This window comes from Kribbella turkmenica, assembly GCF_004348725.1.
Taxonomy (GTDB): domain Bacteria; phylum Actinomycetota; class Actinomycetes; order Propionibacteriales; family Kribbellaceae; genus Kribbella; species Kribbella turkmenica.
This window is the reverse complement of sequence record NZ_SMKR01000152.1, coordinates 1-18,503: the sequence shown is the minus strand read 5'-3', so window position 1 is coordinate 18,503 and position 18,503 is coordinate 1. Positions and strand designations below refer to the sequence as shown.

The following is an 18,503-nucleotide window of genomic DNA, read 5'->3' as shown; positions in this document are numbered from 1 at the left end:
GACCTTGTCGGTCGAGACCTCCAGCAGGGGTTCGTCAACGGCCACCGTGTCGCCGACCTGCTTGAGCCAGCGGGTGACGGTTCCTTCGGTGACGCTCTCCCCGAGGGCCGGCAGGGATACAGAGGTCGGCATGACGGTCGTTGCTCCTTCGTCTGTTCGGTCGAGGTCAGCCTACGGTGCCGCCGGCGCGGGCGGGATCCGGGTCACAGCGGACACGCACGCCCCGACAGCCTCAAACCTACTCGGGCCGGCCAGCGGCCCGCCCGAGTATCTCAGTCGTGGAAGTGCAGGGGCTTGCCGGCGAGCGCCAGGTGAGCTTCGCCGAGGGCCTCGTTCTGGGTCGGGTGGGCGTGCACGAGCGGGGCGACGTCGGCCGGGTAGGCCTCCCAGTTGTAGATCAGCTGGGCCTCGCCGATGAGCTCACCGACGCGGGAGCCGACCATGTGCAGGCCGACGACGGCGCCGTCCTTGGCCCGGACCAGCTTGACGAACCCGGCGGTCTTGAGGATCTGGCTCTTGCCGTTGCCGCCGAGGTTGTAGTCGAGGATGTCGACGTCGCCGTACCTGTCCCGGGCCTGCTCCTCGGTCAGGCCGACGGAGGCGACCTCGGGCTCGGAGTAGGTGACGCGCGGGATGCCGGCCTCGTCGATGGGGGTCGGCGCCAGCCCGGCGATGTGCTCGGCGACGAAGATGCCCTGCTGGAAGCCGCGGTGCGCGAGCTGCAGCCCAGGCACGATGTCCCCGACCGCGTAAACCCCGGGCACGCTGGTCTGCAGGGTGTCGGGGTCGACGGTGACGAAGCCGCGGTCGAGCGCGACGCCGACCTCCTCGTACCCCAGACCGGACGTGTTGGGCCCGCGACCGACGGCGACCAGCAGTACCTCGGCCTCGATCACCTCACCACCGGCGAGGGACACGCGAACGCCGTTCTCGACCACCTCGACCGACTCGAACGGCGTGCCGGTCCTGAAGGCGATCTTCCGCTTCCGGAACGCGCGTTCGAGGGTCTTGGAGCAGTCGGCGTCCTCGGCCGGCACCAGCCGGGGGAGGGCTTCGACGATGGTGACCTTGGTGCCGAACGACGTCCAGGCGGAGGCGAACTCGACGCCGATCACGCCGCCACCCAGCACCACGGCGGACTCCGGCACCCGGTCTATCGTCAGCGCGTGCTCGGACGCGATCACCCGGTGCCCGTCGAGCTCGAGCCCGGGCAGTGATCGCGAGTACGAGCCGGAGGCAAGCACCACGTTGCGCCCGGTGTACGTCGTAGCGCCGACCTCGACCGTGGTCGCCGACGTGAGCCGGCCCTCGCCCTCGACGACCGTGATGCCGCGGGCCTTGAGCTGGCCCTGCAGACCCTTGAAGAGCCGGTCGACGACGCCGTCCTTGTACTTGTTCACCCCGCCCATGTCCACGCCCTCGAGCGTGGTCCGGACGCCGAACTGCTCGCCCTCGCGGGCCGAGTCGGCCACCTCCGCGGCGTGCAGCAGCGCCTTGGTCGGGATGCACCCGCGGTGCAGACAGGTCCCACCGACCTTGTCCTTCTCCACCAGCGCCACGGACATCCCGAGCGTTGCGGCCCGCAGCGCGGCCGCGTAGCCACCGCTCCCGCCGCCGAGAATCACCAGGTCGTACGTCGTACCACTGTCAGTCACAGGTTCCTCCGTGGGTCTGGAGCGTCGGCGGGCGGCCCCGGTTCGCGGTTCCGGCCCGGCGTCATCTTTTCACCGTTCCCTCCGGACGCCATCTCCGGGCCACCCGGAACCGTTACCGGAGATTTCGTGCGGGGAGTTGGTGGAATAGGAGACACTTGCCCCATGAAGTGGTTCGGTCGCCGGCAGAAGCCCGGCACGATGCGCCGGTCGGACAACCCCGACCAGGCCCACCTACGGGAGTTCGCCGAAACCCGCCAGGGCGTCGAGGGCTTCGTCGAGCCGCGCACGGCGGTGACGGAGTACACGCTGCTGCTGGTCGCCATCGACGGCGAGTGGACCCGGCGCCGGGTCCCGTCGGTCGAGTGGGCGCACAACTTCGCCAACAAGCTGGGCATCCCGTCGTACGACGCCGCCGTCGTCGGCTACCCGCCCCGCATGCGTGAGTACAACGCCCGGATGAAGAAGAACGGCCTCTCCTAGAGGATCGGCACGCGTTTCCGGACCGCCGCGACCACGTCGGTGTCCACGACGCCGTGCAGTACGTCGGCCACGGCGCCCAGCCGCGCGGACGTCTGGCCGAGGGGAGTGGTCAGGCTGCTCCGGCCGACACCCAGCGGATCGGTGCCGGCCGGCGGCACGTATGCCTGGTCGCACGCCAGCAGCCACGCCTGCGCGTCCGCGGCGCGCGCTCGCGTCAGCAGATCCCACTGCTCTTCCTTGCCGGGCCCCGCACCCCACGACGCCGGTACGACGACCAGCTCCGCGCCGAGCCGGCCGAGCGCGGTGAACTGGTCCGCGAACCGAAGGTCGTAACAGGTCGCAAGCCCGATGGTCACGTCCTGGAACGAGAAAGTCACCAGCTCCTTGCCCGGTGCAACCGTGTCCGACTCGCGCGAGCCGAAGGCGTCGTACAGGTGGACCTTCCGGTACGACGTCTCCACGCCCGGACCCGTGACCAGCAAGGTGTTGTGCACCCGCCCGTCGCCGGACGGCTCGAACACGCCGGCCACGACGACCACCCCGAGCTCGGCGGCGACGTTGCGCAGACCGGTCGCGAACGGGCCGTCGAGCGGCTCGGCGACCGCCCGCAGGTCGGTGCCGAAACTGGCCAGCACGGCCTCGGGCAGGACGACCAGCGAGGCCTCGTCCGCGGCGGCCCGCCGGACCGCCGCGGTGGCCGTGGCCAGGTTGGCGTCCGGGTTCGGGCCGGCCGTGACCTGGGCGGCGGCGACTCGGAGCAGCGTCATGCTCAGCTCGCGGAGGCGGCCAGCTCGACCAGCGTCCGGACGGCGTACCCGGTCCCGCCGGTGGGGGTGTAGCCGGACGCGCCGCCGTCGTTGAAGGCCGGGCCGGCCACGTCGAGGTGGACCCAGTCGATCCCCTCGGCAACGAAGTCGCCGAGGAACGCGGCCGCGGCCAGCGCGCCACCCCACGGCTCGCCGGTGATGTTGGCCAGGTCGGCGACCTTCGAGTGCGAGCGCAGCTTGTCCAGCATCTCGGCCGGGATCGGCAGCGGCCACATCGCCTCGCCGGCCGCGACCGCGGCGTCCACCACCCGGTCCCGGGCGCTGTCGGTGTTCGCGAACGCGCCGGCCACCTTGGTGCCTAGGGCAACGACGCAGGCGCCGGTCAGGGTAGCCACGTCGACGATCAGGTCCGGCTGGTCCTCGGACGCGCGGACCAGGGCGTCACCGAGGACGAGCCGGCCCTCGGCGTCGGTGTTCAGCACCTCGACGGTCTTGCCGCCGTACATCGTCAGCACGTCGGACGGCCGGGCCGCCGACCCGGACGGCATGTTCTCGGCCATCGCGGCGTACGTCGTCACCTGGACGGGCAGGCCGAGCCGGGCGATCGCGACGGTCGCGCCGATCACCGCGGCGGCACCGGCCATGTCGGCCTTCATGCTGACCATCCCGGTGGCCGTCTTCAGCGACAGGCCGCCGGAGTCGAAGGTGATGCCCTTGCCGACGAAGGCGAGGTGGGTGACCGGCTTCTTCGGCGCGTAGCTGATCCGGATCAGCCGCGGCGGGTTGGCCGATCCCTGGCCGACGCCGAGGATGCCGCCGTACCCGCCCTTGGCCAGGGCCTTCTCGTCCATCACCTCGACCTTGACGCCGTACTCCTTGCCGAGCTTGAGCGCCTGCGCGGCGAAGTCGGCCGGGTTCAGGTCCGACGGCGGGGTGTTCACCCAGTCGCGCACCTGGCGGACCGCCTCAGCGGTCACCTCGGCGCGCTCGAGGGCGGCCTTGGCCTCCTTGGTCCGGGACAGGTCGGTGAGCACGGTCAAGTTGCCCGGCTCCTCGGCGGACGCGTCGGAGGACTTGTACGCCGTGAACGAGTACCGGCCGAGCAGCGCGCCCTCGGCGACCGCCCGGACGCAGTCGGCGTCGGGCGTCGGCAGCGCGAGCGCGACCGACTGGGTGGTCTTGGCGGCGCGGACGCCGGTGCCGGCCGCGGTCCGCAGGTCGTCGGTCTTCAGCGCACCGTCGGGCGCCTCGCCGAGACCGACCGCGATCAGGGTGGCCGACTTGCCGGGCTTCGGGCCGGGTACCAAGGTGGCCTCACCGGTCTTGCCGGTGGCGCCGAGACCCGACAGCACCTCCACCAGCTTCCCGCCGTACGCGGCGTTCAGCGACTCGGTGCCGGCCGGCAGGGCGACACCGCCGCCGACCTTGACCACGCCGATGACCACGGCGTCGGTCCGGACACCGGCCGCATCGGACTTGCTCAGGGTGATGGTGCTCACGGAAATCTCAGTCCTCCTTGACCGGCGGGCAGACGGCCGGCCGTGACGGTACGTGAATGCTGCCTCCGCATGCTACGCGTTCGGGTAAGTTCCGCTCCATGACCGAGTCGCCTGTTCTGAAGAAGTCCCCGCTCCACGAGCGCCATGTCGCCCTCGGCGCGAAGTTCGCCGAGTTCGGTGGGTGGGAGATGCCGCTGGAGTACTCCGGTGTCGTCGCCGAGCACACCGCGGTACGCACGTCCGTCGGCGTCTTCGACGTCAGTCACCTGGGCAAGGCGATGGTGAAGGGCCCGGGCGCGGCGGCGTACGTGAACTCCTGCCTGACCAACGACCTGGGCAAGATCGCCCCCGGCCAGGCGCAGTACACGTTGTGCTGCAACGAACGCGGGGGAGTGGTCGACGACCTGATCGCCTACCTGCACGCCGACGACGACGTGTTCCTGATCCCGAACGCCGCCAACACCGCCCTGGTGGTCCGGCTGCTGCAGGCGGACGCGCCGGACGGCGTGGTGGTGACCAACACCCACGACGACTACGCGATCCTCGCGGTCCAGGGCACCAACAGCGACGAGGTCCTGACCGCGATCGGGCTGCCGACCGGGCACGACTACATGTCCTTCGCCACCGCCGAGTTCGCCGGTACGCCGGTCGTCGTCTGCCGGACCGGTTACACCGGCGAGCGCGGGTACGAGCTCGTCGTACCGAACGCGGCCGCGGTGGCGGTGTTCGACGCGTTGCTCGACGCCGGCGCGCAGTACGGGATCGTGCCGGCCGGGCTGGGTGCCCGGGACACCCTGCGGACGGAGATGGGCTACCCGCTGCACGGCCAGGACATCTCCCCGGACATCACGCCGGTGCAGGCGCGGTCCGGCTGGGCGGTCGGCTGGAAGAAGGAGCGCTTCTGGGGTGACGAGGCGCTGCGGGCGGAGAAGGAGCGCGGGCCCGCCCGGATCCTGCGCGGTCTGCTGGCGGCCGGCCGTGGCATCCCGCGTCCGCACATGACGGTGCTCGACCCGTCCGGCACGGCGCTCGGCGAGGTCACCTCGGGCACCTTCTCGCCGACGCTGAGGAAGGGCATCGCGCTGGCCCTGCTGGACGCCACGATCAAGGAGGGCGACCAGGTGACCGTCGACATCCGCGGCCGCCAGGAGACCTTCGACGTGGTCAAGCCGCCGTTCGTCACCGTGCACGTCCGCGAGACCTGAGGGTGCAATTCGGCACCCCGGATTCCCTGAATGCGCTACGGAGTGTAATGGTCACGGGTAGCTATCCGCGTTTACTCTCCGTCATAAGGTGGCACAAATTGGCCACTGTCGGTACTGTGCCGACGCGTTTTGCGCAGGATTGAACGCGTAGAGTGACGATTTGGGACAATTGTTCCGGCGCGGTACCCGTTCCGGTAACGATTTGTGCACCACTGCCTGGCACCGCTGGTTTGGTGTCACGGCGTCGGGCAGGCTAGCGCGCGGCTGTCGGGGATCGCGGTGTCAAGGGGATTTGACGCACGCCGTCCACACAGCGAAGGTTCGGCACGATCTACCCGATTGCTGCCGGACGACTCGAACCGAATCCGGCTGACAGAGCTGACGGAGCGCGCATGACAATTGGTCCCCCGGACACCACCGTCGGTGTCGAGGAACACCCGGCGTCGGCGGAACCGGCGCGGGCCGCCTCGGTGGCGCATGGGAAGTCCCCGACCCGGATCGCGATGGACCGGCTCCGCAAGGACAAGGTCGCGGTCACCTGCGCCGTCATCGTTGTGCTGTTCATCCTGGTCGCCGTGTTCGCGCCGCTGCTGGCCAAGCTGGAGGGCCAGGACTACAGCGCCTTCCACACCGACCTGGTCGACGAGTTCGGCTTCCCGCTGCAGGGGCCGACCGCGGCGCACTGGTTCGGCGTCGAGCCGAAGACCGGCCGGGACAACTTCGCCCGCTGGGTGTACGGCGCCCGCCCGTCGCTGATCGTCGCCTTCACCGCGACCCTGTTCGGCACCGTCGTCGGTGTCACGATGGGCCTGCTGGCCGGCTTCCTCGGCGGGTGGGTCGACCGGGTGATCTCCTGGGTCATCGACTTCGTCCTCAGCCTGCCGTACCTGCTGTTCGCGATCGCGATGGTCCCGATCGTCGAGTCCTGGCGCGGCGGTTCGTTCAACCTCTCGCCGGAGGAACAGGCGTCGACCCGGTTCTACGTGCTGATCTTCGTGCTCTCGTTCTTCGGCTGGGCCGGACTGGCGCGCATCATCCGCGGCGAGGTGCTCTCGCTGCGCGAGCGTGAGTTCGTCCTGGCCGCCAAAGCGATCGGCGTACCCACCCGGCAGGTCCTGTTCAAGGAACTGCTGCCCAACCTGGTGGCCCCGATCGTGATCTCGGCCTCGCTGTCGCTGCCGGCGTACGTGACGGCGGAGGCCGGTCTGTCCTTCCTCGGTGTCGGTCTGGTTGAGCCGATCCCGTCCTGGGGCCAGACGATCGCCGTGGCCACGAACTGGTTCAAGGCCTACCCCTTGTTCCTGTGGCTGCCGGTGATCGGGATCACCCTGCTGGTGCTCGCACTGGCCCTCCTCGGCGACGCGGTCCGCGACGCCTTCGACCCCAAGACTCGCCGGTAGTGCGGCGATTGCCCCAGCGGCAGAAAAGGAGAAACACGACCATGCAGTGGAAACGGATCACCGCAGTCGCGGCGACGGTCATGCTGGCCGCCGTGGCATGTGGCAGCCCGTCGTCGAACAATGGCTCCGGCGGTGGTGGCAACACCGGCAACGAGACCGCCCAGGAGAAGGCCACTGACCCGACTGCCAAGGGGCCGGCCAAGGAGGTCGAGGGGGCGAAGAAGGGTGGCACGATCACCGTGCTGTCCGACGTCACCCCGGACACCTTCGACCCGACGAACATCTACTACACCGACGGCAACCAGATCGGGAAGCTGATCTACCGGGCGCTGACGCAGTACCGGCTGGACGAGGAGACCGGCAAGCCGACGCTCGTCCCGGACCTCGCCGAGGACCTGGGCACCAAGTCGGCCGACGGCCTGACCTGGACGTTCAAGCTGAAGCAGGGCATCAAGTACGCCGACGGCACGCCGGTCAAGGCCGCCGACTACGCGTACGCGATCAAGCGCTCCTTCGCGCACGACCTGTACGACGCCGGACCGACGTACCAGCTGCAGTTCTTCAAGGACGGCGACAAGTACAAGGGCCCGTACGGCCCGAACGGCGCCAACTACGCCGGTGTCGAGACGCCGGACGAGAGCACGCTCGTCATCCACCTGGCGAAGAAGTTCGACGACCTGCCCTTCTACGCGGCGTTCCCGATGTTCACGCCGATCCCGCAGGCCAAGGACACCCAGAAGAACTACGAGCAGCGCCCGATGACGACCGGCCCGTACAAGGTCGACTCGTACACCCCGGGTACGCAGCTCAAGCTGTCGAAGAACCCGAACTGGGACCCGAACACCGACCCGGTGCGGCACCAGTACGTCGACGGCTGGGACTTCAAGTTCGCCCAGGACACCATCAAGGCGCAGCGCCAGGTGCTGGCCAGCTCCGGCCCGGACGCGAACGCCCTGAACTACAGCAACCTGGACGTCTCGCTGTTGCCTGAGGTCAAGGACCAGAGCCAGCTCGTCAAGGGTCCGGGTCCGTGCACCATCACCTACCCGATGGACACCCGGAAGATCCCGCTCGATGTTCGCAAGCTGATCGCCAAGGCGCACCCGTACGACTCGTGGCGCAAGGTCGCCGGCCTGAACCCGAACGACGCCCCGCCGGCGTCGACGATCCTGCCGCCGGCCGTCCCGGGCTTCGAGAAGTACGAGATCCCGGGCCTGACCGGCACCGGCAAGGGCGCCGAGGACGACGCCGTCGCCGCCGAGATCAAGGCGGAGCTGGCCAAGCTCGGCAAGGCCAACTTCGAGCTCAGCTGGTACTACTCGATCGACGACAAGATCTCGACCCAGACGACCCAGCTGCGCAAGCAGGTCTACGAGAAGGCCGGGTTCAAGGTCAAGGCGATCGGTGTCCCGAAGGCCAAGATCCGTACCTTCACCGGTGACCAGGACGCCCCGGTCAACATCGGCAAGACCCCGACCGGCTGGTGCTCCGACTGGCCGAGCGCGACCAGCTGGATGCCGGTGCTGTTCAAGTCCGACGCGATTGCCCTGGGCAACAGCATCGGTCAGCTGCAGGACAAGGAGCTGGACGCCCAGATCGACAAGATCGCGGCGATGGACCCGAACGCGCAGCTGAAGGAGTGGTCGAAGATCGACAAGGAGATCCTGGAGAAGCACCTCCCGGCTCTGCCGCTGTACTACAGCGCGACCAACTCGCCGGTGGGCAAGAACATCGGTCACGCCATCAACGACATGACCCAGGGCCTGCCCGAGTTCACGTCGATGTACCTGAAGCAGCCCTGATCGGCTCCTCGCAACCGAGGACGCAGTACTGATCTGAACGGTGGAGTGGTGCCCGGGGAACCCTCGGGCACCACTCCGATCGGTGAGGAGACCAACCCCCGTGATCTATTTCGTGGCGCGCCGGCTGATCAGCGCGCTCAGTGTCGTGCTGGTCACGCTGATCGCGACCTTCGCGCTCTTCTTCATCGCCCCGACCGACCCGGCCGGTGCGATCTGCGGTGAGCGCAACTGCACCCAGCAGCGCTACAACGAGATCAAGCAGAACCTGCACCTGGACAAGCCGAAGGTGCAGCAGTTCGCGGAGTACACCGCGGGGATCTTCGCCGGCCGCGACTTCACGACGTCCGGGGTCACCCGGCACTGCGGGGCGCCCTGCCTGGGTTTCTCGTTCAAGAACGACCGCCCCGTTACCGAGATGCTCACGTCGCGCATCCCGGTGACCGTCTCCCTCGTGGCCGGGTACGCGGTCCTGGTGCTCACCATCGGCGTCCTCGTCGGGTCGCTGGCGGCGAAGAGACGCGGCACCATGGGCGACCGGGTCCTGATGTCCAGCACCCTCGTGATCAGCTCGGTGCCGTACTACATCGTGGCGCTGATGATCTCGCTCTACCTGACCGTCCTCTACCCGATCCTGCCGCGCGGCGGCTGGACCCCACCGTCGGAGAACATCGGGAAATGGGCGGCCGGCCTGGTAACGCCGTGGCTGGTCCTCGGCATCTACTTCTGCACGTCGTACGCTCGGTACTCCCGTGGCTCCATGGTCGAGACTCTGAGCGAGGATTTCATCCGGACCGCGCGGGCCAAGGGCCTGTCGGACCGGAAGGTCACCTACAAGCATGCACTTCGCGCCGGTCTGATCCCGGTGATCACCATCTTCGGTCTTGACGTGGCCGCCAGCCTCGCCGGCGCGATCTTCACCGAGCGGATCTTCGACCTGCCGGGTCTCGGTGTCCTGGTGCTGGACAGCTTGAACAGCTACGACCTGCCGGTGATCATGGGCACCGTGCTGGTCGCTTCGGTCGTCGTTGTCACCATGAACTTTCTCGTCGACATCGCATACAGCCTGGTCGACCCGCGGGTGAGGCTTTCGTGACCGATCCCGCCTCCGAAGACCGGAAGGACACCATGGTCGAGAGCGCAGCCGGCCAGGCGCAGACGCCGGCCGACGCCAAGCGAGGCCCGGCGGTCGCCACCCGCGAGCGCCGGCAGGGTGCGGCCAACCCCAGCGGCGAGACGCCGTACCTCGTGGTCGAGGACCTGACCGTCAAGTTCCCGACCGCCGACGGGCTGGTCAGCGCGGTGAACGGGCTGAGCTACTCGGTCCCGCTCGGCCGCACGCTGGCGATCGTCGGCGAGTCCGGCTCCGGCAAGTCGGTGTCCAGCATGGCCGTGATGGGTCTGCACGACCCGAAGCGGACGAAGATCACCGGGTCGATCCGGCTCGGCGGCGACGAGATCGTCGGCCTGCCGGAGAACGAACTGATGAAGGTCCGCGGCGACGCGGTGGCGATGGTGTTCCAGGACCCGCAGTCCTCGCTGCACCCGCTCTACACGGTCGGCAACCAGATCGTCGAGGCGTACCGGGTGCACCACCAGGTGTCGAAGGACGTCGCCAAGAAGCGCGCCCTCGAGATGCTCGACCTGGTCGGCATCCCGAACCCGCAGCGCCGGTTCTCGCAGTACCCGCACGAGTTCTCCGGCGGTATGCGGCAGCGCGCGATGATCGCGATGGGCCTGGTGAACGACCCGAAGCTGGTGATCGCCGACGAGCCGACGACCGCGCTGGACGTCACCGTGCAGGCGCAGATCCTGGACCTGCTGAACAACCTGCAGAAGGAGTTCGGCTCCGCGATCGTGCTGATCACCCACGACCTGGGTGTGGTCGCCGAGATGGCCGACGACGTGCTGGTGATGTACGCCGGCCGCTGTGTCGAGTACGGCACGGCCGAGGACGTGCTGGCCCGGCCGCGGATGCCGTACACGTGGGGTCTGCTCGAGTCGATCCCGACGGTGTCGGCCGCGAACGAGCGGCTCCGCCCGATCAAGGGCCTGCCGCCGAGCCTGCTGAACCTGCCCACCGGCTGTTCCTTCAACCCTCGCTGCCCGTACAAGGACCGGGTCAAGGGCGAGCGCTGCACCACCGACCTGCCGGAGCTGCTGCCGGTCGACGGTGCCGGTGCGCACACGTCCCGCTGTCACCTGCACGACAAGGCCTCGATCTACGAGGCCGAGGTCGCGCCGAGACTGGGCTGACGGGACTGAGGAGAGAGATGAGCCAGACAGTACGTCCGATCGACGAGCCGGCCTCGCAGAACGAGCCGCTGCTGCAGGTCCGCGACCTGAAGATGCACTTCCCGATCAAGGAGGCGGCCGGGCTGGGCCGGACCAAGAAGGTGGTCCAGGCCGTCGACGGGGTCAGCTTCGGCCTGAAGGCCGGCGAGAGCCTCGGCCTGGTCGGCGAGTCCGGCTGCGGCAAGTCGACCACCGGCCGGATGATCACCCGGCTGCTGACGCCGACCGCGGGGCAGATCCTGTTCAAGGGCACCGACATCGCGCAGCTGAAGGAGCGGGACCTGCGCCCGTTCCGCCGGGAGCTGCAGATCGTCTTCCAGGACCCCTACAGCTCGCTGAACCCGCGGCAGACGGTCAGCAACATCATCAGTACGCCGCTGCGCGTGCACAACCTGGTGAAGAAGGGCAAGGAGCTCGACCGGGTCCAGGAACTGCTCGAGCGGGTCGGCCTGAACCCCGAGCACCACAACCGGTACCCGAACGAGTTCTCCGGCGGCCAGCGGCAGCGCATCGGCATCGCCCGGGCGCTCGCGGTAGAGCCCGAGGTGATCATCGCCGACGAGCCGGTGTCCGCGCTGGACGTGTCCATCCAGGCCCAGGTGATGAACCTGCTGGAGGACCTGCGCCGCGACCTCGGGATCGCGTTCGTCTTCATCGCCCACGACCTCGGCGTGGTCCGGCACTTCTGTGACCAGGTCGCGGTGATGTACCTGGGCAAGATCGTCGAGCAGGGCCCGCGGGAGCAGATCTACGGCGCTCCGCAGCACCCGTACACGCAGGCACTGCTGTCCGCCGCGCCGGACCTGGGCACCATCCGGGGCGTGCCCCCGAAGGAGCGGATCCGGCTGGTCGGCGATGTCCCCTCGCCGATCGACCCGCCGAGCGGTTGCCGGTTCCGGACCCGGTGCTGGAAGGCCGAGGACATCTGCGCCACCCACGAGCCACCGCTCGAGCCCAAGCCGCAGTCCACGCCCGGTCACGCCGCCGCCTGTCACTTCGCCGAGCCGAAGATCGATCTGACCGCGGCCTCTGCCTGACGGTGATCCGAGAAACCCCCGCCACACTGACTGACTTCTGGGGACCAGTTCACACCCGGCGGGGGTTTTTTCATGCGTGGCGTTCGCCGTGTTTCAGTTCGTCGCGTTCCTGCGCGAACCGCACGGCCTCGAAGGCGACCAGCCCGGCCAGCAGCACCGCCAGTACGCCGAGCTGCCCGAGCGCCGGCACCTTGACCACGAGCGGTACGGCGATCACCGCCAGCCCGGCGGTGACCAGGCGGCTGACGCTCAGCCGGTGCATCGTCCGCCACTTGAACCCGACATGGCCGAGCAGATACAGGATCGCGCCGGCGAACAGCGCGTAGAGCCCGATGCCCTTCAGCGGATCGTCGAGCTGGTGGTGCTCGGTGTCGCCGACGTACTCGAGCACCTTCTTCAGACCGAGGGCGAGCAGGATGATGCCGGCCACCATCGGGAAGTGCAGGAACGTGTACGCGTCCCGGGCGAGCGTGGTCCGCGTCTCCCGTGGAGCGGACGCCAGGGCCTGTTCGCCGTAGTGCACGGTCGCGTCGAAATAGATCCACCACATCGCGGACGAGACGCCCAGACCGAGCACGGAGGCGACCAGGATCGGCCAGGAGATCGGCAGTTCGGTGACGCCGACGCCGATGGCAACGATCGATTCGCCGAGCGCGACGATGATGATGAGTCCGTGCCGTTCGGCGAAGTGCGCCGCGGAGTGGAACCGCCAGCCGTGCGCGTCGATCAGGTAGGTGCCGCCGTAGTCGACCGCCAGTGCGGCGGCCCACAGCAGCGTCTGCGTCCGGCCGTCGTACTGCGAGGCGACCAGGAGCAGCGCGGTGGCGCCGAGCATCGACCCGGAGAAGCGGATCAGCGTCCGGCGGAGCTGGCGGTCACCCGCGGCGATCAGCCAGAACAGCACCAGGTGCAGTGCGCGGAAGGCGAAGTACGCGCCGGCGATGACCACCGGGCCGGGCAGGCCGCCCGGGAGGTCGTGGAACGCCTCCGGGATGGCGAGGGCGATCAGGAACATCGCGCCCATCGCGGCCAGCATGACGTGCCGTACCGATCCTTCGTCGGCCCTGACCAGGTTGCACAGCCAGGAGAAGCCGATCCAGCTCCACCACAGCAGGCCGATCAGCAGCACGCCGCGCAGGATCCCGTGCCAGGTGAGCTCGTCCGCCATCAGCGCGGTGACCTGGGTCAGGGCGAACACGAAGACCAGGTCGAAGAACAGCTCGAGCGTCGTGACCGAGTGGTCCTCGTGGGTTTGTGCCGCCTTGATGGGCTTTCTCGACCTCATGCGGCACATCCTGCCACCAGGTCAGGCTGAGAAAGTGGAAACGGTGGGCTCCCACCTGGTCAGGGTCAGCTGAGAGCCCACCGCGCTTTACGCCCGGCCGTGCGCCTGACGGCTGCGGCGGCTCAGGGAGTCGATGGTGACGGCGATCAGCAGAACGCCGGCGGTCACCATGTAGCGGACGCTGGAGTCCAGGCTGAGCAGGGCGAGGCCGTTGGAGATCGACATGATCACCAGGGCTCCGAGCAGTGCGGAGTACGCCGAGCCGCGGCCGCCGAACAGGCTGGTGCCACCGATGACGGCGGCGGCGATCGCGTTCAGATTGGTGTCCGCACCGCCGCTGCTCTGGTTGACCGCGACCAGCCGGGCGGCGGCCAGCAAACCGCCGACGGCGGCGAACGTGGAGCAGGCCGCGAACACCGACAGGTAGATCATCCGCACGTTGATACCGGCCCGCCGGGCGGCCTCCACGTTCCCGCCGACCGCGACCACCGAGCGTCCCCAGCGCGTCCGGCGGATGGCGAAGTCGGTGGCGACCACGAGCCCGAGGAACAGCAGGAACATCGACGACACGCCGCGGTCGCCGTTCAGGATGATCACCGGGACCAGCAGGACAACGGCGAGTGCACCGGCCTTGACAGCGATGACCGAGTTCGGTGCCGCCGACAACCCGGCCGCGACGCGGGCGCCTCTGCCGCGCAGCCGGGTCAGCACGTACACCGCCACGACCACCGCGACCAGCCCGTAGGCCAGCGCGGGGGAGAGGAAGCTGCGGGTGGCGAACCCGACGAGCGCGGAGTCGAAGGGCAGGTTCAGCGAACCCTCCTTGCCGAGCACCAGCAGCTGGAGACCGAGGAAACCGAGCAGACCGGCCAGCGTGATCACGAAACTCGGTACGCCGAACCGCGTGTAGAGCGCCCCGTAGAACAACCCGATCACCAGGCCGAGCGCGACCCCGGCCAGCAGCGACAGCGCGAGCGGCCAGTCCTGGTTGACGAACGTGACGCCGAGAACGGCGGCCGACAGACCGCTGACCGAGCCGACCGACAGGTCGATCTCGCCCAGCAGCAGGACCAGGACGATGCCGATGGCAATCACCCCGACCGAGGTGGTCTGCAGGGTGAGGTTGACCAGGTTGCGGCTGGACAGGAACGAGCTGTTCGCGATCTGGAAGACCGCCCAGATGATGACCAGGCCGACCACGACCGGCACCGAGCCGAGGTCGCCGGAGCGGAGCCGGGCGGTGAACGCCGAGACGGCACCGCCGATGCCGTGGCTGGCGATCAGCCGTTCGTCCTGCAGGTCGGCGGGCAGTTCCGCGGCGGCGCCATTCCCGTTCCCCGCCGGACGTGGGGTGTCCTGAGGCCGCGTCTCGGATCCGTGCAGCGTCATGATGCGGTCCCCTCCTCACGGGTCCGGCGCGCTGCGCGCTCGGAGACCGCGTTGTCCGTCGCGCCGGTGATGGCGGCGATGATGTCCTGCGTCTTGGTCTCGCTGACCGTGAAGACGCCGTTGTTGCGGCCGAGACGCAGTACGGCGACCCGGTCGGCGACCGCCATCACGTCGGCCATGTTGTGGCTGATCAGGATGACCGCGAGACCGCGCTCGCGCAGGCGCTCCACCAGGTTGAGGACCTCGGCCGTCTGAGCCACGCCGAGGGCCGCGGTCGGCTCGTCCAGCATCACGACCTTGGGCTGGCCGAGCAGCGAGCGGGCGATCGCGACCGTCTGCCGCTGGCCGCCGGACAGGCTGGCCACCGGGATCCGGACCGACGGGATCTTCGCCGACAGCTGGCGGAGCAGCTCCCAGGAGGAGCGCTCCATCTCGACCTCGTCGAGCACCTTGCCCTTGCGCAGCTCGCGGCCGAGGTACAGGTTCGCGACCACGTCGAGGTTGTCGCACAGCGCCAGGTCCTGGAAGACCGTGGCGATCCCGAGTTGCTGCGCCTCGGCTGGACTGCCGACCCGCACGTCCTTGCCGTCGAACGTCATCGTGCCGTCGTCGGCGGTGTAGACGCCGGCGATGGTCTTCACCAGCGTCGACTTACCGGCGCCGTTGTCGCCGACCAGGGCCAGGACCTCACCGGCCCGGACGTCCAGCTCGATGTTCTTCAGAGCCTGGACCGCGCCGAAGCGCTTGGAGACGCCCCGCAGGGCCAGCACCGTACTGGTGCCGACCGGGGCCGGTGTGGGGGTGACAGTCACTCGATCAGCCTCCTGGGCTTGTGTTCAGGCCATGATCCCGGCACTGCCCCCGCTCCTCACAGCGGGGGCAGTGCCGGCGGGCGGGTCAGCTGAGGCCGGCGGCGGCGCAGGCGGCGGCGAACGACGCGGTGCAGATGTCGCTCACCTTGTAGATGTTGTCCTTCACCACGGTGTCCTTGATGTTGGCCTTCGTGACGGCGACCGGGTCGAGGATGGTCGACGGTACGCCGTTCTTGTCGGTGGTCGACTCGGGCTTGTCGCCGTTCGCCAGCGCCACCGCGCCCTTGGCGGCCGCCTCGGCCTGCGGCTTGACCGCCTTGTAGATGGTCATCGCCTGGTCGCCGGCGACGATCCGCTGGATCGCGGCCAGCTCGGAGTCCTGACCGGTGACCGGCGGCAGCGGGGTCACGCCGCCACCCTTGAGGGCCGCGATCGCACCACCGGCGGTGCCGTCGTTGGCGGCGTACACACCGACCAGGCCGTTCTTGATCGCGCTGAGCTGACCCTCCATCCAGGCCTGCGCCTTGTCCGGGCTCCAGTCCGGGGTGTCGAACTCGGCGGCGATCTTGAAACCGCTGGAGTCGAGCACGCTGTGCGCGCCCTTCTTGAAGTCGGCCGCGTTCGGGTCGGTCGGCGAGCCGTTGATCATGGCCAGGTTGCCGGAGGTCTTGCCGGCCGCCTTCAGGGTGTCCACCAGGGTCTGCGCCTGCAGCTTGCCGACGGCCTCGTTCTCGAACGAGACGTAGTAGTCGGCGTTCTCGATGAACCGGTCGTAGGCGATTACCGGGACGCTCTGGCCCTTGGCGGCGGCGACGACGGCGGCCGCGGCCTTGCCGTCGACCGGGTCGAGGACGAGTACGTTCGCCCCCTGGGTGAGGGCGGCCTCGGCCTGCTGTTGCTGCTTGGCCGCGTCCTGGTCGGCGTTGCTGTAGATCAGCTCGCAGTTGGCACAGGCCGCCTTGAGCGCCTCGGTGAACAGCGGCCGGTCGAGCGCCTCGTAGCGGGTCGTCTTCGACTCGGGCAGCAGCAGGGCGATCTTCTTGGCCTCGCCGCCGGACCCACCGGCGGCGGGTTCGTCGGAGCCGCAGGCCACCAGGGACAGGGCGAGGGCCGAGGCGGTCAGGCCGAGCCCGACGAGACGGGATGGAGAGACGAACATGTGCGACTCCTTGACGTGATGGCCCGAGTAGGCCTGACCGAAGTCAAGCTGTGTGGAGGCTTGACGTCAAGACTTGAATTCAAGAAATAGACATATCCGTGACACAAACCGGAAACGCTGCCTGTGCGTGAGCGTAGGGTGCCGCCGGTAGTTGGGCGCGGAGCCGCGGCGGATGCTCGGGCCGGGAAGGCTGTTGCCGGGTGGCTGTCAGGCGAGCGAGGTTGCGGCCGGGTGAGGTCAGGCCGGGTGAGGTCAGGCCGGGGGAGGTTGCGGCCGGGTGGGGTCAGGCGGAGGTGATCGCCTTGGTGGCTTGGGAGTGGCTGAGGACGGACGCCAGGTGGATGGCGCCCTGGATGTCGGCGTCGTCGCCGAGCTCGGCGCGGCGGAGCTCGACGGTGGCGGCCGCGCTGGGGATGGCGCAGCGGTCGAGGGCCTCGCGAAGCGGGGTCATGATCAGGTCACCCGCCTCGGCCATCAGGCCGCCGACGACGATCGCCTCGGGGTTGAACAGGTTCACCAGCCCGGCCACCGCGACACCGACCCGGCGGCCCGCGTCCTCGATCACCCGGCGGCAGCCGAGGTCGTCCTGCACCGCGCGGTGGATGACGTCCTTCAGCCGGAGCGGGCCGTGCGACGCGGCCAGGCTCTGGATCAACGCGCGCGACCCGACGAACGTGTCCAGGCAGCCCCGGTTCCCGCACCGGCAGATCGGCCCGTTCTCGTCGATGGTGACGTGCCCGATCTCGCCCGCCGTACCGGCGGAGCCGCGGAACACCTCGCCGTCCAGCACGATCCCGGCGCCGACGCCGTACGAGAACTTCAGGTAGCAGCCGTGCCGGACACCGCGGAGGGCGCCGTTGCGGAGCTCGCCGAGGGCGGCCAGGTTCGCGGTGTTGTCGAGGGCGACCGGCGCGCGCAGGTAACCGGCCATCGCCTCGGCGACGTTGACGCCGCGCCAGCCCGGGAGGACGGCGTCCGATCCGGCCTGGCCACTGACCGAGTCGACCGGCGCGGGCAGGCCGAACCCGATCGCGGCGATGTCCTCGACGCCGGAACTGACGGTCTCGGCCAGGTCGGCGAGCAGCCGCGCGGCACGCTCCATGCCGTCGTCGGCGACATGGTCGGCCTGCAGCGGCATCAGTTGCTGGGCGAGGATCTCGCGCGACTCGTCGGCGATCGCGACCCGGACGTCGCGTTCGCCGAACGCGACCCCGGCGAGCAGTCCGCCGCCGGACGCCAGCGAGACGAGCACGGCGCGGCGGCCGTTGCGGATGCTGCGGGACAGGCCGACCATGCCGGCCCGGCCGAGCTCGCGGACCATGTTCGACACGGTGGCGGCGGACAGGCCGGACGCGGCGGCGATCTCGACCTGGGTCAGGGGGCCGTGCTGCCGGACCACCCCCAGAACGCGCTCGCGGTTGGCTTCGCGCAGCGAAGCCTGCGAGCCAGGCGCGGGGCGGGTTGCGTTCATTACATAAACATAACGGATCGCGAGGCCTCCGCCGCCCAACAACTCCGCAGATCAACCCTGAACATCGCCATCCGACCTCGCCAACGACTGCCCATACGAACGTCCCCGGTGACAGTAATCCACCGACCTCCCGCGACGGCTCAAGACCCGCCGCCGCCTTCTGATGGGTTGACCCATCAGAAGGCGGGTTGACCCACCGGATTCCCGTTGGCCAACCCACAGCCCGATGGGCTGACCCACCGGATTGGCG

16 protein-coding genes are annotated in these 18,503 nt (G+C 69.2%); 7 read left to right on the top strand and 9 right to left on the bottom strand.

The genetic code is table 11. The features are described 5' to 3' along the window. Both E1218_RS27885 and lpdA read right to left on the bottom strand, forming a co-directional pair. On the bottom strand, nt 1–132 hold a 132-nt coding region (locus tag E1218_RS27885; RefSeq protein ID WP_325052864.1), incomplete at its 3' end, for a biotin/lipoyl-containing protein. 140 nt (nt 133–272) lie between these two features. Beyond that, nucleotides 273–1,655: a dihydrolipoyl dehydrogenase gene (gene lpdA, locus E1218_RS27880; RefSeq protein ID WP_132325521.1), complete on the bottom strand. Its 1,383-nt coding sequence runs from the start codon at nt 1,653–1,655 to the stop codon at nt 273–275. Between the two features lie 162 nt (nt 1,656–1,817). On the opposite strand from lpdA, the gene E1218_RS27875 reads away from it, so the two are divergent. Continuing rightward, nucleotides 1,818–2,135, top strand: a complete 318-nt coding sequence (locus E1218_RS27875; RefSeq protein ID WP_132325519.1) for a hypothetical protein — start codon at nt 1,818–1,820, stop codon at nt 2,133–2,135. Here the strand turns inward: E1218_RS27875 and E1218_RS27870 are convergent. Together E1218_RS27870 and E1218_RS27865 are read right to left on the bottom strand one after the other, a co-directional pair. Beyond that, nucleotides 2,132–2,902: a nitrilase-related carbon-nitrogen hydrolase gene (locus E1218_RS27870; protein WP_132325517.1), complete on the bottom strand. Its 771-nt coding sequence runs from the start codon at nt 2,900–2,902 to the stop codon at nt 2,132–2,134. The genes E1218_RS27875 and E1218_RS27870 overlap by 4 nt on opposite strands. A gap of 2 nt (nt 2,903–2,904) precedes the next feature. Then, a complete protein-coding gene (locus E1218_RS27865) occupies nt 2,905–4,401 on the bottom strand; it encodes a leucyl aminopeptidase (protein ID WP_132325515.1) in 1,497 nt (498 codons plus the stop codon). Between the two features lie 98 nt (nt 4,402–4,499). Here E1218_RS27865 and gcvT point away from each other — a divergent pair, with 98 nt between their 5' ends. The 6 genes from gcvT (at nt 4,500) to E1218_RS27835 (ending at nt 12,137) form a co-directional block, all read left to right on the top strand. Next, nucleotides 4,500–5,606, top strand: a complete 1,107-nt coding sequence (gene gcvT, locus E1218_RS27860; RefSeq protein WP_132325513.1) for a glycine cleavage system aminomethyltransferase GcvT — start codon at nt 4,500–4,502, stop codon at nt 5,604–5,606. Nucleotides 5,607–5,998: 392 nt separating this feature from the next. After that, nucleotides 5,999–7,006: an ABC transporter permease gene (locus E1218_RS27855; RefSeq protein WP_132325511.1), complete on the top strand. Its 1,008-nt coding sequence runs from the start codon at nt 5,999–6,001 to the stop codon at nt 7,004–7,006. Nucleotides 7,007–7,047: 41 nt separating this feature from the next. Beyond that, nucleotides 7,048–8,808 carry an ABC transporter substrate-binding protein gene (locus tag E1218_RS27850; protein WP_132325509.1) on the top strand — a complete coding sequence of 587 codons (1,761 nt, stop codon included), beginning with the start codon at nt 7,048–7,050 and terminating at the stop codon, nt 8,806–8,808. 100 nt (nt 8,809–8,908) lie between these two features. Next, a complete protein-coding gene (locus E1218_RS27845) occupies nt 8,909–9,901 on the top strand; it encodes an ABC transporter permease (RefSeq protein ID WP_132325507.1) in 993 nt (330 codons plus the stop codon). Nucleotides 9,902–9,933: 32 nt separating this feature from the next. Then, nucleotides 9,934–11,061 carry an ABC transporter ATP-binding protein gene (locus E1218_RS27840; protein WP_407657643.1) on the top strand — a complete coding sequence of 376 codons (1,128 nt, stop codon included), beginning with the start codon at nt 9,934–9,936 and terminating at the stop codon, nt 11,059–11,061. Nucleotides 11,062–11,078: 17 nt separating this feature from the next. Continuing rightward, nucleotides 11,079–12,137 (top strand): ABC transporter ATP-binding protein, encoded by a 1,059-nt coding sequence (locus E1218_RS27835; protein WP_132325503.1) that lies wholly within the window; start codon nt 11,079–11,081, stop codon nt 12,135–12,137. Nucleotides 12,138–12,207: 70 nt separating this feature from the next. Here E1218_RS27835 and E1218_RS27830 read toward each other — a convergent pair whose 3' ends face one another. The 5 genes from E1218_RS27830 to E1218_RS27810 all read right to left on the bottom strand — a co-directional run bounded on the left by E1218_RS27830 (nt 12,208) and on the right by E1218_RS27810 (nt 18,253). Further along, nucleotides 12,208–13,422: a low temperature requirement protein A gene (locus E1218_RS27830; RefSeq protein ID WP_132325501.1), complete on the bottom strand. Its 1,215-nt coding sequence runs from the start codon at nt 13,420–13,422 to the stop codon at nt 12,208–12,210. 87 nt (nt 13,423–13,509) lie between these two features. Further along, nucleotides 13,510–14,811: a sugar ABC transporter permease gene (locus E1218_RS27825; protein WP_202866225.1), complete on the bottom strand. Its 1,302-nt coding sequence runs from the start codon at nt 14,809–14,811 to the stop codon at nt 13,510–13,512. Beyond that, the gene (locus tag E1218_RS27820) at nt 14,808–15,623 is read right to left on the bottom strand and encodes an ATP-binding cassette domain-containing protein (RefSeq protein WP_202866224.1); all 816 of its coding nucleotides are present in this window, start codon (nt 15,621–15,623) and stop codon (nt 14,808–14,810) included. Before E1218_RS27820 ends, E1218_RS27825 begins: the two co-directional genes overlap by 4 nt. An 85-nt stretch (nt 15,624–15,708) precedes the next feature. After that, entirely contained in the window at nt 15,709–16,782 is a 1,074-nt protein-coding gene (locus E1218_RS27815) for a substrate-binding domain-containing protein (protein ID WP_132325499.1), read from the bottom strand. A gap of 283 nt (nt 16,783–17,065) precedes the next feature. Beyond that, nucleotides 17,066–18,253, bottom strand: coding sequence for an ROK family transcriptional regulator (locus E1218_RS27810; protein ID WP_132325497.1), 1,188 nt, complete (start codon nt 18,251–18,253; stop codon nt 17,066–17,068). Nucleotides 18,254–18,503: the final 250 nt, after the last annotated feature.

What these genes read in the sequence shown, in the direction of transcription:
- gcvT (WP_132325513.1), top strand. Translation starts at nt 4,500, where the DNA reads ATGACCGAGTCGCCTGTTCTGAAGAAGTCCCCGCTCCACGAGCGCCAT.
- E1218_RS27850 (WP_132325509.1), top strand. Translation starts at nt 7,048, where the DNA reads ATGCAGTGGAAACGGATCACCGCAGTCGCGGCGACGGTCATGCTGGCC.
- E1218_RS27875 (WP_132325519.1), top strand. Translation starts at nt 1,818, where the DNA reads ATGAAGTGGTTCGGTCGCCGGCAGAAGCCCGGCACGATGCGCCGGTCG.
- E1218_RS27835 (WP_132325503.1), top strand. Translation starts at nt 11,079, where the DNA reads ATGAGCCAGACAGTACGTCCGATCGACGAGCCGGCCTCGCAGAACGAG.
- E1218_RS27825 (WP_202866225.1), bottom strand. Translation starts at nt 14,811, where the DNA reads ATGACGCTGCACGGATCCGAGACGCGGCCTCAGGACACCCCACGTCCG.
- E1218_RS27810 (WP_132325497.1), bottom strand. Translation starts at nt 18,253, where the DNA reads ATGAACGCAACCCGCCCCGCGCCTGGCTCGCAGGCTTCGCTGCGCGAA.
- E1218_RS27830 (WP_132325501.1), bottom strand. Translation starts at nt 13,422, where the DNA reads ATGAGGTCGAGAAAGCCCATCAAGGCGGCACAAACCCACGAGGACCAC.
- E1218_RS27855 (WP_132325511.1), top strand. Translation starts at nt 5,999, where the DNA reads ATGACAATTGGTCCCCCGGACACCACCGTCGGTGTCGAGGAACACCCG.
- E1218_RS27870 (WP_132325517.1), bottom strand. Translation starts at nt 2,902, where the DNA reads ATGACGCTGCTCCGAGTCGCCGCCGCCCAGGTCACGGCCGGCCCGAAC.
- E1218_RS27815 (WP_132325499.1), bottom strand. Translation starts at nt 16,782, where the DNA reads ATGTTCGTCTCTCCATCCCGTCTCGTCGGGCTCGGCCTGACCGCCTCG.
- E1218_RS27840 (WP_407657643.1), top strand. Translation starts at nt 9,934, where the DNA reads ATGGTCGAGAGCGCAGCCGGCCAGGCGCAGACGCCGGCCGACGCCAAG.